The 14,107-nt window shown below is 36.6% G+C and carries 12 protein-coding genes and 1 riboswitch; of the genes, 5 read left to right on the top strand and 7 right to left on the bottom strand.

From position 1 onward, the window contains the following. Positions 1-18 precede the first annotated feature (18 nt). Positions 19-1,641 (bottom strand): FecR domain-containing protein, encoded by a 1,623-nt coding sequence (locus H4J62_RS01970; protein ID WP_182215610.1) that lies wholly within the window; start codon positions 1,639-1,641, stop codon positions 19-21. 313 nt (positions 1,642-1,954) lie between these two features. Here H4J62_RS01970 and H4J62_RS01975 point away from each other — a divergent pair, with 313 nt between their 5' ends. Beyond that, positions 1,955-2,464, top strand: a complete 510-nt coding sequence (locus H4J62_RS01975) for a DUF2059 domain-containing protein (protein ID WP_182215612.1) — start codon at positions 1,955-1,957, stop codon at positions 2,462-2,464. Positions 2,465-2,532: 68 nt separating this feature from the next. Here the strand turns inward: H4J62_RS01975 and H4J62_RS01980 are convergent, their stop codons facing one another. The 5 genes from H4J62_RS01980 to H4J62_RS02000 all read right to left on the bottom strand — a co-directional run bounded on the left by H4J62_RS01980 (position 2,533) and on the right by H4J62_RS02000 (position 8,325). Next, the gene (locus H4J62_RS01980; RefSeq protein WP_404842398.1) at positions 2,533-3,669 is read right to left on the bottom strand and encodes a succinylglutamate desuccinylase/aspartoacylase family protein; all 1,137 of its coding nucleotides are present in this window, start codon (positions 3,667-3,669) and stop codon (positions 2,533-2,535) included. Positions 3,670-3,702: 33 nt separating this feature from the next. Further along, positions 3,703-4,947: a PLP-dependent decarboxylase gene (locus H4J62_RS01985; RefSeq protein WP_182215616.1), complete on the bottom strand. Its 1,245-nt coding sequence runs from the start codon at positions 4,945-4,947 to the stop codon at positions 3,703-3,705. A gap of 26 nt (positions 4,948-4,973) precedes the next feature. Next, positions 4,974-5,723, bottom strand: coding sequence for a 2,3,4,5-tetrahydropyridine-2,6-dicarboxylate N-succinyltransferase (locus H4J62_RS01990; protein ID WP_182215618.1), 750 nt, complete (start codon positions 5,721-5,723; stop codon positions 4,974-4,976). 30 nt (positions 5,724-5,753) lie between these two features. Continuing rightward, positions 5,754-6,686 (bottom strand): 4-hydroxy-tetrahydrodipicolinate synthase, encoded by a 933-nt coding sequence (gene dapA, locus H4J62_RS01995; protein WP_182215620.1) that lies wholly within the window; start codon positions 6,684-6,686, stop codon positions 5,754-5,756. Positions 6,687-6,776: 90 nt separating this feature from the next. Beyond that, positions 6,777-6,948: riboswitch (Lysine riboswitch) on the bottom strand. Between the two features lie 126 nt (positions 6,949-7,074). After that, positions 7,075-8,325 (bottom strand): DsbA family protein, encoded by a 1,251-nt coding sequence (locus H4J62_RS02000; protein WP_182175349.1) that lies wholly within the window; start codon positions 8,323-8,325, stop codon positions 7,075-7,077. A 222-nt stretch (positions 8,326-8,547) separates the two neighbouring features. Between H4J62_RS02000 and H4J62_RS02005 the strand changes: the two genes are divergently transcribed. The 3 genes from H4J62_RS02005 (at position 8,548) to arcA (ending at position 12,145) form a co-directional block, all read left to right on the top strand. Next, positions 8,548-9,582, top strand: a complete 1,035-nt coding sequence (locus H4J62_RS02005) for a methyltransferase (protein ID WP_259366488.1) — start codon at positions 8,548-8,550, stop codon at positions 9,580-9,582. A gap of 43 nt (positions 9,583-9,625) precedes the next feature. Continuing rightward, positions 9,626-11,242 carry a sensor histidine kinase gene (locus H4J62_RS02010; RefSeq protein WP_182214430.1) on the top strand — a complete coding sequence of 539 codons (1,617 nt, stop codon included), beginning with the start codon at positions 9,626-9,628 and terminating at the stop codon, positions 11,240-11,242. 201 nt (positions 11,243-11,443) lie between these two features. Then, positions 11,444-12,145: a two-component system response regulator ArcA gene (arcA, locus tag H4J62_RS02015; protein ID WP_070375514.1), complete on the top strand. Its 702-nt coding sequence runs from the start codon at positions 11,444-11,446 to the stop codon at positions 12,143-12,145. Between the two features lie 76 nt (positions 12,146-12,221). Here arcA and H4J62_RS02020 read toward each other — a convergent pair whose 3' ends face one another. Then, on the bottom strand, positions 12,222-12,569 hold the full coding sequence (locus tag H4J62_RS02020) for an Hpt domain-containing protein (protein ID WP_070375513.1): 348 nt from the start codon (positions 12,567-12,569) through the stop codon (positions 12,222-12,224). A gap of 295 nt (positions 12,570-12,864) precedes the next feature. Here H4J62_RS02020 and folE2 point away from each other — a divergent pair, with 295 nt between their 5' ends. Further along, the gene (gene folE2 / locus H4J62_RS02025) at positions 12,865-13,788 is read left to right on the top strand and encodes a GTP cyclohydrolase FolE2 (RefSeq protein WP_070375512.1); all 924 of its coding nucleotides are present in this window, start codon (positions 12,865-12,867) and stop codon (positions 13,786-13,788) included. Positions 13,789-14,107: the final 319 nt, after the last annotated feature.

Below are 14,107 nucleotides of genomic sequence, written 5' to 3' on the forward strand. Positions count from 1 at the left end.
AATGCTAATCATGACCTATTACAAAAGAATAAAAAGCGCTAAAAAAGCAAACGATATAAGCGCGTTATCATCATTATTACTGATAGTCTTCACGTCGCTCCACTCTCCATGAACATTTAATTTTTTATTGATAACACGCGAACGTATATAGATATCTCTGTCGTTGGGTATAGGTATTGAAAGCGTTTTTACTACCGATTCAAGAACCTGGGTATTAGCCATAAAATCAGACTCATCAGCAACCTGTATCTGTACTGACTCATCGACCTTAAGTGCTGACCAATCAACGACTAACTGATCAGTTTTATGCTGATAACTCCATTGCACAGGAGATAATAATGCCTGCCATAAAAAATCATTGCCCTTCGAAAAAGGTCCTCGACCTTTATGATCAACGCCAGCCACCCGCCAATAGTATTTCCCAAAAGGAAGTGTATTAGGAATAATAAATGAGCTTTCAGACAAATTTGTTAAAATAATAACATTGTCAAAATTACTATCCGAGGCGATTTGTAAAAGCGAACCTGATAATTCTTTCGCATAAGCCCAAGTAAGTTCACGAGTACCAGCATCAAAAAAGCTATCTACTTCACTAATGGCTGGAGGTAATGGCTTATTATTAACAGAAAATGAAGTACTTCGAGCGAACCCTTCTATATTTGAAAGACTAAGCGCACTAACTCTAATAAAGTAATCGCCATCTACGATTTTTGCGAGCGTAGCAACTGTTTGAGATTGATGTTGCTGCCAAACAATATCTGTAAAAGTATTATTAGATGAAATTTGCACTTTGTATGCTATTGCATCCTTAACATTTTCCCAGTCAAAATTTACCTCCTCACCTTCAAAGCGGTTTTTTGTGCTGATAAAACGTGGGGCATTCAATAGCATTATCGGTTTACTAGGAACCTGTCCTTTCGCTACTTTACTGGCAAACCCTTTCGCTATATATTCACTTTGCATTTGTGCGTTAACTTCGACCTCGCCCTCTAATACCTCAATAAGTGAATTATGATCTTGCGAGGAATGTGCAACTCTATAAACCGTGCCTCGCACTGAGCTTATGGCTGAAGCTGTAGATATATCTAAACGAGACCCTGGTCCCTTTGATTTTTTTGCCTGTGTTTCAACTTTACCTTGGTGAAGTTTTAGTTGCGTATCCGCCATTCCTGTTTTGCCATAACTTATTAAAGACTCAAAAGACAATTTACTTTTTTCAAGAAGAGTAAGCACAGAGCCATCAACAAGCGTGAGGCTGACACTAGAATTAGCATCAACAGTTAATATATCACCAAAGCTCAATATTGAGCCGAGTTTAGTGACTTGCGTTTCACCTTGTTTAAAGAAGGTACTTTTGCCCGAAATAGCCGTTATTGTCGCATAGGTTGGATAGCTTTTTATCCACGACATAGGTACTTCTATTAAGGTATTGGGCTGTAATTTTTTAGGATATGTGATTCCATTAAGTTTTTGAAGTTTTTGATAAAAAGCTGTTTCTTCAAGATATTCTTGGCTGATACTCCATAAGCTATCGCCTTCTACAACGGTATAAACCCATTTTTTTTCAGCCGCTTGTATAGTAAGAGGCAAAAAAACAACGAGTATAATATAGTAGAAAAACATCCGTTTAAAATTCACCATTAGTCCTTTATTAATCGTTTAGAATTTATTAAGAGCATTATTTATACCACAAAATTGTCTTTAATAAATATGCTTATGGCTTACTAAGTGACGATTTAATGACTAATTTGATTCCTATGCTTCATAAATGCGTTAAATCAAATTTATTACCTTCCAATTTTAACCATAATCAGAAGTCGATGGTAATCTAGTGATGATTTTCAGTCACTCTACGACTCATCATTTTGTTGCTACAAATGTAATGAAAATGTTGCAATATAATCAACAAGTATTATGATCAATACTCACTCTATTAAAAATTAAAGGAATAATAATGAGAAGAATCACCATGCTGCTATTGGTACTTATGCTTAGTTTTACTAGTAAAGCTAACGACTTATCATCAAGGGCATCGATTGAAAAATTAATGGAATTAACTGAAGTTTCAAAAATGATAGAGAGTATGCAAAGTCAAGTTACGCTAATGTTTGAAGGTATGTCGAAAAAAATGAATATTTCGAACAAAGAGAAAGTTCATTTTGATAAATATATGGATAAAGTAAATGCCCTTCTTCATGAGAAAATGAATTGGCATAGCTTTAAAGAGCCAATGATAGACATTTACAGCCGCAATTTTACCGAAGCAGAAATACAAGGGTTAATAACATTTTATCGTTCAGATATTGGCAGAAGTATGACGAAAAAAATGCCTTTAATTATTCAAGACTCAATCATACTTTCACAACAGTTAATGCAAGATTTTATACCCGAAGTCCAATCTTTAGCCAAAGAACTTAGCGCGAGTATCGAACAATCTCGCCAAAAAGAGCAAACAAACAAGTAGTTCAAAGGTATTGGCAACAGTAGTATTGTCAATACCTTATTTATAAATCAAGGCTAATTCACACAGTATTAAAACTCAAAATACTCACTAAACACTTTATATAATTCTGTACCTTGATTCACACTCGCCGAGGCAAAATGTAAAATAGGAATGACTTTTTTATCCAGTGAAATATAGTGCAATGGATCGCCGTCACCATAATTATCCATGCGTAAAATTCTCGCCAGCGGTTCACCTGCAGCTAATGGTTGACCAAATTCAGCCAAGTAATCGACCATCCCTCCCATTGGCGAATAAAAGGCTTTGTAGTTTTTTAAATAACATCCATAACGTGTCATCGTTTTAGGTCGGTATTCAGTGGTGTTGATGACGTTTTTATGCTGTAAATAATTCATAATACTTTTAGCATCTTCTAAGGCTACATCAAGATCAATCTGTTCTTGCGAGCCTAATTCAACGGTAAAGCTTTCTTTGTTAATAGACGCTGAACTAATCGAAAACTCGATACCTAATTCAGCAAAAGCGTCTTGTAATGACCACCAAGGGCAGAAGGTTGCTTCATCTAAGGCACCATCAAAGTCATTAGGAATTAATAATGTATGTGGAATATCAAAGTACTGAGCGCTTTCTTGCGCATATTCAGGGCAGTATAAATGTTTACTTGAAATAGGCCCGGTATGTAAGTCTAAAACGTAGTCAGCTTGATGAGCCAAGCGCTGTAATTGATAAGCAATGCGTTGTCCGGTCGTTAGCCCATAAATATTATGGTTAAGTTTTTCTTCAATACTTTCAATCATTAGCTTTTTAAAATTGGCTTCAATAACTTGATTTTTTTTGCCAATACATTCACGAACAAACGGCTTGATGATGCTTTCATCAAAGTGATACATCCGATTCCAATTCACTCCGGTGATAGGATCAAATCTGCCAAGGGTATATTCACCATTTTTATGATTACACCCCACAGGGTTGGCATAAGGTACTAAGGTAATATCGCCATTTATTTTTGTGTTTTTCAATAATTCTAATAGTTGAAAAATAACCGCATTACCTTGCACTTCAGCGCCATGCATATTCGCTTGAATATAAACACTGGGTGCATCAGTACGTCCTTTTATACGATAAACAGGAACGGTAAGTGCTGCGCCGCTCGCCATTTCACCAACATGCATAACTTCTTTTTTTATTTCATTCATTTTGTTCACTTTATCTTAAACATTAAGCTGAAGTATTTATCGCTATCTTAAATACCAATCCGCTGGTTGTGCTGCTCTGACTTCAACCAACGTCCCTTGACTAAACACGTATTCAGCAGCGATATGGTGACAAAGAAAAAATGGCATACTTTCAGTAAAACCGTAAGCACCGCAATAGCCAAATACCAGTTGATCGCCAACAGATACGTCATCAGGCAAAGGCAACTTACCCAATTTGTCCATACTGGTACATAGCGGACCATGAATATCAAACAACTGTTTTTCGCGTGTAGACTCTCGTAGTAAATTGACAGGAAAAGGCTGTTCGGTTATCGCCGGTCTTAACAAATGATTAATACCTGCGGCTAAGACTAACTGCTCTTGACCATAATTCATTTTTCTATCAACAACGGGGACCACATAATAACCACACTCAGCAACCGCAAAACGGCCCAATTCTAACCATAACTCTTCGGCACCTGCCTGCTGCTTTATGATCGCCAGATCAGCAATAATTTTCTGCCAAGAAAGTGTTTTGCCTTGCTGTAAATAATCAATACCTAAACCGCCACCTAAATCTAAGATTTTTAATGGCATACCTATGTCATCAGCTAAACCTTTTAATGGTGCAACCATTTGTGACCACAGCGAGAACATTTTTTCATTACTGAGCATATTGCCCCATTGAAAAATATGTAAACCACACAACTCAATACCAGGAAAGTTAACGACTTTAATGCTTTGCCACTGCTCTATCGACAAACCAAATGGTGTTAGGCAATTTCCCCCTAAAGGGTTTTTTTCACCCTCTGGCCATTGCAACTGAACCCGCAACAGCACTCTTGGCTTAACATCATGCTCAATAGCTGCTTCATTTAACCAAGTTAATTGATTCAAACTTTCAGCAACAAAAATATTAACCCCTTGTTTAATGAACGACGTTATTTGTGCTTTTGATTTTGCCGGACCGGTATTTAAGATACGTTCGGGTGTAATACCTTGCTTTAAGACTTGATTTAATTCGCCACTGCTCGCCACATCAAAATTAAAACCCGCATCGTCTAAGGTTTTAATGATGTTAGATAACGGGTTCGCTTTTACCGCAAACCATAACTTAATGACGTCTTGGCGTTGTAGTTCGGCTAAATGGGCTTTAAGCGCATCAAGATGATAAACAAAGTAACCTTCTTGCTGGCTACTTTCAGGTTGTTGCTTTGTTAACTCAGCGCTTAATTCAAGCGCCGAAGGAGAATCAAAACAATAGGTAGTATTTACTAACTCAGACATGATATTCCTGCTTTACCTTAGAGGGCTTAACGTAAAATAGACTCGAGCTCTAACGAGGCATTACTTTTTTCATCGCGATATTTAACGATTAATGCACAAGCCATATTTAAACCGTGCGTTTTCGCCCACGCCCCTGAAACCGGACGTGTTCCTGGCACCACTACAGCACGTTCAGGAATATCAGCACCTTTTTCAAGCATCACTTCATTCACACAATCGTAAACAGGCACTGACGCTGAAAGTGAGACACCTGGCGCTAAAACAGCCCCTTTTTTAACAACAATACCTTCGACAATGACCACACCAGCACTTAGAAAGGCACCATCTTCGATAATAACAGGGCTTGCACCAACCGGTTCTAAAACACCACCAATTTGAACAGCGGCAGAAACATGAACATTTTTACCTATTTGGGCGCACGAGCCAATTAATGCATGGCTATCAATCATAGTACCTGTATCAACAAAAGCCCCAACATTAATGTAAGCGGGTGGCATAATAATGACACCAGGAGCAACATGCGCACCACGGCGAACTGAAGAACCACCCGGTACTAATCGCACTTTATCGTCAGCGGTAAACTCACGCGCAGGTAAATTATGTTTATCGACAAACCCCTTATAAATGCCATCAAAAGCAATGTTTTCGCCCGCTTTAAATGCTGATAATATAGCTTCTTTTACGGCTACATTGGCCTGCCAATTTCCTGCTTCATCTTGATTTGCCGCACGAACAGTACCTGCTTCTAATTGTGTTAATGTTTCTTGCCAATTCATTTTAAATTCTCATGTTAATACTTAAAGGGATCACTTAGCTTGAGTTTCAAGCCATTGATTAATTAATTTATCTGATGCTAACAGCGAGTTGCAGTCGTTAAGTTCTAAATGGGTTAACGGCGCACGTAAAAAGGGAGTGTTGATCATTTTATTTTGGTGCATTAATACTTTTACGGGTATGGGACTTGCCACCTGAAAAAGCTCATCGACCGCATTTTGCCAAAGTGGAAATAAACCTTGAGTCTCACCAGCTAGTGATAGCTCGACGTATTGATGAGTCGCTGCCGGCCAGACATTACTACAAACCGAAACTAACCCTTTTACACCTGCTTGTGCTAAGTAAGGCATCATGGCGTCTTCACCACTATATAGGGCTATATCTGGACAATACTGGCGATAGGCGAGTACCTGATTTAAATCGCCACTGGCTTCTTTTAACGCCCAACAATGCTGATGATTTTGCACCGCCTGTAAAGTTTCAATAGCAATAGAAACACCGCTACGAGAGGGGACGTTATATAACATACAGGGGAAGTTGGCGGCATCAAGTAAAGCACTAAACCATTGCGTTTGACCTATCACACCCGGCTTTGCGTAAATGGGACTACCAAGTAAGTAGGCTGAAATAGGTAATTTATTACAAGCTGTTATCCAATTAATTTGCTCGGTTAACTGATAACCGCCAACAGCAACCATTAAAGGTGCGCTTAGTGATAATTGGCAAACGAATTCAACAATCTTAACTTGCTCTTGCGATGTTAAGGCCAGGCCCTCTCCTGTACTACCTAGCAAGACAATACCATTACCGGCGTCAGACTGACTAATAGCTAATTGTTTGAGGCTTGGAAAATCGATTTGACCATCATCAAGTAATGGCGTAATTAATGCGGTCCATAAAATAGTATGATGAAGCGTTGGGTTAGCTGTTAAGCTAATTTTTTTTGATAGTTTTATTTGATTCATTTCTCTCGAACTCTGTTCGTTCGGAGAACTTTTAGGCGTTTGTAATAACCAAGATAACAATCACTTATGTGAAGAGCATTAGGCTTTACAAAGGCCAGAAGCTCCCCACCAAGTTGGTGACAATTGTTAGGATTCAACCCAAACAACCGATAAGTAAATTATCAAAAAATTACTTACCTCGGCATTAATCCCCCTCGTTACCAATCATTAGAGCTTGATCTCTTTATGATAACTACCTGGTTAATGCTCCTCTTCTGGCCCTTTATCATAAGTTTCGCTTGTTTGAAAAAACAAAACTTTATTGAATTCAGGACAACAACATTAGAACATTTATTCTAATGTTGAGTCAATAGTGCTCTAAATGAAGATAATACGGATATATTATATCTTATGAAACAATGATCGCTTGTTCAATTTGTGCCAAGCGGTCTTGCCCCCAACAAATAACATTTTGAAATCGAAAACAAGGCGCTCCCCATAACCCCATGCCATCTAAAGTACTTTGGTTGGTATCAGACCATTGTTGCCAGTCATGTTCATTATTATATTCTAACGCTTGTAGATAATTGATTTTATGCTGCTGACATAAAGATTCGATTACCGATTTATTTGATAAGTCTAAACCGTCAACATAAATGGCCTTAAACGCAGACTTAATAAAATCGAGTTCTTTATTTTGTTGTTCTGCATACGAAAAAATTTGAAAAGCATTAAAAATACCTTGCCCTAAAGGATCTGCAATACCGGTAAAAGGAATATTAAGTTTTTTAGCTTCACGACTGGCATCAAAAACAGCATAACGTTCTTTATTTTCTGTCGTGGTTAACCCCCGCATAATCAAAGGTAATAACGGCTTTATCTTTAAAGGGATCTGATAATGCTGACTTAACTTTTCTGCTTGTAATAAACCAATGTAAGAATAAGGGCTTCGTAATGAAATAAAGGCTTCTAATATTTTCGTGTCAGCGATGTCAGCGATGTCAGCTGCATTATCTTTCACTTGTTGCTCAGCAAAGACTAATTTATTTTTTTGATAAACAGCAACACTGTCATCTTTTGCTAAACCAAAGTCAGCCAAACGTTTTTCTAGATGCTCAAGCCTATCAATACCAACAAACCATTGCCCCGCAATAAAAATAGACGAAGGTAAGTAATGCCCTTGTTTAACTAAACGTATTAAATTTTTAATTTGATAATTTATTACCGGTGTAGAAGCATGATAGTAGTAATCAAAATCATTCGACCAAGTCTGTTGAAAGAGTTGCCAAGCATTATCGAGTGTTTTAGGTCGCAACTGCCACATTTGCTGACCAGTAAAGAGTGATTCTTGAGTCGGTCGTTGCGTTATTTTTTTCAATTGATATTGATCAGCAATAAAGTTGGCATCTTTTATTGCCCAAGTGCGCATTAATTTGGGATCGATAGTTACCCCTGGAACACTTTCATAGACTAAGAACAATTTAAATTGAATATTGAAACGTTGCTCTAGCTCTGGTAACACTTGAATCAGCATAAAGCTATAAGGGTCATTAAGTGCTAAGTAAACTTCAGCGACAGGTGTTTTTCTAAACCAGTTAGGGACGGTAAAATAGCGAAATTTTAATAACCATGCACGCTTATCACTGCGTATTAGTTTCACTTTAAACCAAGTAAAAAATTTAGTAAAAATAACCCACTCCCTGAATTTTATATGGTGATTTGCAAATTTATTATTCGCCTTTCTGACATGATAATAATATTCACGTAGAATAGCGGCTATTATAAACATATCTTTTCGTTAAGCGTATAAAATACCGTTAATTAATTTAGGGTATAAGTTATATATTTATGAATGCCATAACCCAATTATTTGAGAATAACTTTGTTAGATAACATCAATCAATTATTGCTGCGTAATCCCGATTTACTAAAAGCAAAAGCGCCATTATTTATCAACTTACCTATTGACGATTTTTTTGAAGAATACCATGCACTTCACCCTCAAGCAGTGATGACATGTTATAACACGAATTATCAATCACATTTACAAGCCAAACGATTAGACCTCACTCAAATGACTGCGGTATTTAATGTCTATTATCAAAGTAAGACTGCCCACGACTTAGTGATTATTCAGTTTCCTAAAAGTAAGGCCGAGTTAACTTTTATGCTCGCGATGATAAAAGACTCGATAGCAAATGAATGTTTAGTTTTGGTTGTCGGTGAGAATAAAAGCGGTATTAAGTCATTAGCAAAGTTGACCGAACAACAGCTTGGCGATTGTGCAAAAATTGATGCTGCTCGCCATTGCTTATTATTCGCAAGCAATATACTTGCGACGCAAGAGTCTTTTATCTTAGACAACTGGCTAAAGCCATATTCTTTTATGATTAAAGACACAAGTGTAGATGTGGTTGCCTTGCCTGGTGTATTCAGTCAAAACGGCCTCGACATTGGCACTCAGGTATTGTTGGAAAATTTACCAAAGAAAATTACCGGCGAGCTACTCGATTTTGGCTGTGGTGCCGGAGTCATAGCCAGTTACTTGGGTAAAGTTTTTCCTGAGATTAAGTTACACTTACTTGATGTCAGTGCCTTAGCATTATATTCAGCGCAAGCAACATTGAAATTAAATAATTTAACTGGTCACGTTTTTCCATCAGATAGCTTGTCAGATGTAAAAGGTAAGTACGATTACGTTATTTCAAATCCACCCTTTCATCAGGGCCTTAAAACCAATTATCAAGCAACAGAGACATTCCTTTCAAAAATAAAACCCCATTTAAAACCGAAAGGACAAGTCACTGTGGTGGCAAATAGTTTTCTCCGTTATCAACCCATCATGGAAGAGGCGATTGGAAGAACACAAGTTTTAGCTAAGCAAAAGGGCTTTTCTCTTTATCATTGTTCAATTTAATTGCTCAATATAAAATTTAAGTTACTATAAATATATGGAAAAAATGAAACGCATTCACTCATTAAAGAAAAAACTGATGATTATGATCATCGGTTTCATTGTATTGTTTGTTACTCTTTCTTCTTTTATCATCGCTAATTCATTTATTGAAGATACAAAAGAAGACGCAGCGACTAATACAAAATATTGGGCCGAGCTTATCGCTAATGCCAGCAGCACCAATCTTGTTAATGATAAAACGCTGTTAACTGATCATTATTTATCCATGCTTAAATCTGTCCCTTATATTAATCACGTTCATATTTATAAAGTATCCCCTGAGCCTGAAGGCATAGTGTTTTTTGCGAACTATAATAAAAGTATGAGCTCACCTATACTTGAAAAAACAGATAGAATAATGGAGTTATCTTCGGTAAAGATAAGTACTTATATTATAGAGCTTATGGTACCCATTACCCAGCAAGATAAAAAAGTTGGCTACGTTTATATACAAGTTGGTACTGACTATATTAAACGTATAACAAACAACATGTTCTTGCGTTATAGCGTCATTATTTTCATGCTTATTTTAGTGACGCTTTTAATAACAATAATACTCAACCGCTTTATTACCATTCCTATGTCAGATATGGCAAATAAAGTACAAGATATTTCGAAACATAAACAGTTCAATTTACGCATTGAACAAATGCCTTTTAAAGAGCTCGATATTCTAGCGCGCAACATAAACATCGTACTCAATAGAGCTGAAACACAACTTGCTAAACTCTCCGATGCCAAGCAACTCACTTATCAGCAAAACAAAGATCTTGAAAATAAAGTCAATAAACGTACCCAAGCCTTGAAGGATTCCAATAATGAATTACTTTCAACATTAGAAAAATTGCATCAGTTTCAAGGGCAACTTGTTGAAAGTGAGAAAATGGCTTCGTTAGGCGATATGGTTGCCGGTGTTGCTCATGAAGTAAATACACCGATAGGTTTAGGCGTTACAGCTTCAACATTATTATCGGATCGCTTATTAGAAATAAAAAAAGCTTTTGATGATAAAACCTTAAAATCAAGTCAATTGAAAAAGTTTCTTGTTGAAGGTGAAGAAAATACCGCAATTATTTACCGTAACTTGAAGCGCGCTGCAGAATTAATTGCCAGTTTCAAAAAAGTTGCTGTTGACCAATCAAGTGAAGAAGCACGAACATTCAATATCAAAAATTTGTTTGACGACATATTATTAACGTTAGCCCCACAAATTAAAAAGTTACCTTTTATTATTAATGTGGACTGTCCAAGCGAACTCGTCATAAAAAGCAAACCCGGTCCTATCAATCAAATAATTATTAATTTAATACAAAATTCTATTAATCATGGCTTTGATGACAGAGACCATGGTGTAATTACCATACAGACTAGTATTTCTAGCGATATGCTTACTATTGACTATCAGGACGACGGTAGGGGTATTGAGCCTTCTATTATGAATAAAATTTTTGAGCCTTTCACCACCACAAAAAGGGGTTCGGGTGGCAGTGGCTTGGGCTTACATCTGGTGTATAATTTAGTCACACAAGCACTAGGTGGAAAAATATCCTTTATTAGTGAAATTGAAAAAGGGGTTAATTTCAAAATTATTATCCCAACACAAGTCATTAAAGAAGATTAAAGCTGTGCTGATAAATATTTGTTGAATAAGAAGAAACTAACAAACTTGATTGTTTTTTAGTTAGTGGTTCTATACCATACTAATAATTGTATAAATAATTAACAAAATAAGCATTAGTAACATAGCGTTAATATAATTTTCAGCTATAACTAACATACCGTAAACATTATTGCTAAATACATAAAGAATGGAAAAAAAAACATGCAAAAACCTCACATACTTATCGTAGAAGACGAAGATGTTACACGCTTTAACCTACGTAACTTGTTTGAAGCAGAAGGCTATCAAGTATCAGAGGCTACAGACGGTGAGAGCATGGATACTCAATTACAAAAAAACACCATTAATTTAGTCATCATGGATATTAACCTTCCGGGTAAAAATGGCTTATTATTGGCAAGAGAATTAACCAGCAACAACGAGCTAGGGTTAATATTTCTTACCGGTCGTGATAGTGATATAGATAAGATACTTGGTTTAGAAATTGGTGCTGATGACTATTTAACAAAACCATTTAATCCACGTGAATTAACAATTCGAGCTCGAAACATTCTTAACCGAATTGGTCAGACAAAGAATGAAATTGAAAAAGCAGTGATCACTTTCAATAAATGGTCACTCGATGGTAATTCAAGAAAAATGACCGCACCTGACGGGCAAGTTTTATCTATACCTCGCGGCGAATATCGCGCTCTACGTTTATTAATTGAAAACACGGGCCAAATTGTTACTCGCCAGCAATTGATTAAAGAAATGACCGGGCGTGACCTTCGCTCAAATGACCGTACCGTTGATGTAACGATTAGGCGTTTACGCAAACATTTTGAATCGGTACCTGACGCTGCTGAATTAATTAATACCATTCACGGTGAAGGATATCGTTTTATTGGCTCTGTAGATTAAGCGCGCTTTAACAATAAATAATTAAAAAAGGGGAAGCAATAATTGCTTCCCCTTTTTTAATTGTCTTAAATCATGGTTATTTTGAGTCTAACCATACTTTAAAAGCAGTAACGGCATTTTTATTTATCTCATTCAACTCAGAGATAAAGGCTGATTTTTCTGGCCATTGCCCGGGTAATTTTTCAATTGCCACCAACTTAGCATGAGCGGTTAACAAACCAACACTGCCAGTTGCACCTTTCATTTTATGGCAACGTTCTTGCCATAATACTTGTGACTCTTGTGCAATCGAATCGATAATGTCTTCAATATAGGTCTTTGATTGCTCAATATATAAGTCCAACATCTGTTGCACAATATCTTGTCCTAAGCTATCCAAGTATCCATCTAATAAATTAACATCTAACTGTTCGGTATAATTCACAAAACCTACCTTAAATTATAATTATCGTGGCGTAATTTTCTTCATTGTAACAATATCAACGCCGATGTCATTAAACAAATGCCTTTCATCTAGATTACTTCAAAGTCATTTTAAAAGCATAAAACCATATGAATACAGAGCGTTTCAATAAGTTATCTTGCTCAGTAACTTAAAAAAGAACTGTCGCTATATCTACAAGGAAATATACGTTAGAATACGCGCCCTTAATAAGTTTGTTATGTACTGAAGTTTCAAAAAGCCCTTTACATAGCGTGTTAGAAATACTGGAGTAGAAATGTCCACATTAATGCCTGATATCGCCAACCACACCACAGCTCAAACCGAAGGTACCCTAGATTGGGTTGGAATGAGTAATATAGAAATGCCGATGATGGTTGCTTCGCAAGGTGAGAATGAGCGAATGGTTTCTACTTTTATTGACGCGTTTGTAAACTTAAAAGAACCACAAGCAAAAGGCATTCATATGTCTCGCTTGTATTTACTGCTTGATGAACTTTCAACCAGTAATACTTTAGACTTTCAAAGCTTGGTCACTTTACTCAGTGGTTTTATCAGTAGTCACCACGATCTTAGCGATAATGCTAAAGTGCAGTTCCGCTTCGACTATCACTTAAGAAGAAAATCATTAATCAGTGGTAAGCAAGGCTGGAAAGCATACCCAGTAACATTAACCGGTCGCTTAAATAAAGGTAAACTCGATATAGAGCTAGCAGTTGATGTTAGATATTCATCAACTTGTCCTTGTTCTGCCGCCCTTGCTCGACAGTTAATCCAAAAAGCTTTTAAAGAGAAGTTTAATGGCCAAGAAGCCGATTTAGACTCAATTCATGAGTGGCTGGGTACAACTGAAGGTATTGTTGCTACACCTCATAGTCAACGCTCAGTTGCTGAATTAAAAGTAAAGTTAAATGCCAACATTAGTGAATTCCCTATTACTGCATTAGTCGATATTATTGAAGGCTGTTTAAAGACACCCGTTCAAGCCGCAGTAAAAAGAGAAGATGAACAAGAATTTGCGCTACTGAATGGTCAAAACTTAATGTTTTGTGAAGACGCCGCTCGTCGTTTACAACACGCAATGAATAATACTGCTGGATATGACGACTTTTGGCTACGTATCAACCACCTTGAATCTTTACATGCCCACGATGCGGTAAGTATTACGACTAAAGGCATTGAGGGTGGCTACCAACCCTAAGCTATTGATATTCAATTACAAAAAGTAAGTTAGTATTAAAGCCAGTAATTACTGGCTTTTTTATTGATGAATTTTCACCGTATTCTCCACCATCTTGTACATACATCAATGAATAAAAGATGAATAACAGCTAAAATTAGCATATCTCGTCATATCTCGTCATAAAAATAAAAATGTAATTAAATTACAACAAAGTAAACAAAAATCATTCTCAACTCGCTAAAAGCTATTGATAACAGCTTAAAAAATAGGCGATTAAATCAACAAAACCAACCTACACAAGCAATAACCAATAAAAACATATAGTTACACTAATGTA

The sequence above is a fragment of the Colwellia sp. BRX8-5 genome (genome assembly GCF_014077325.1).
Lineage (GTDB): Bacteria > Pseudomonadota > Gammaproteobacteria > Enterobacterales > Alteromonadaceae > Colwellia_A.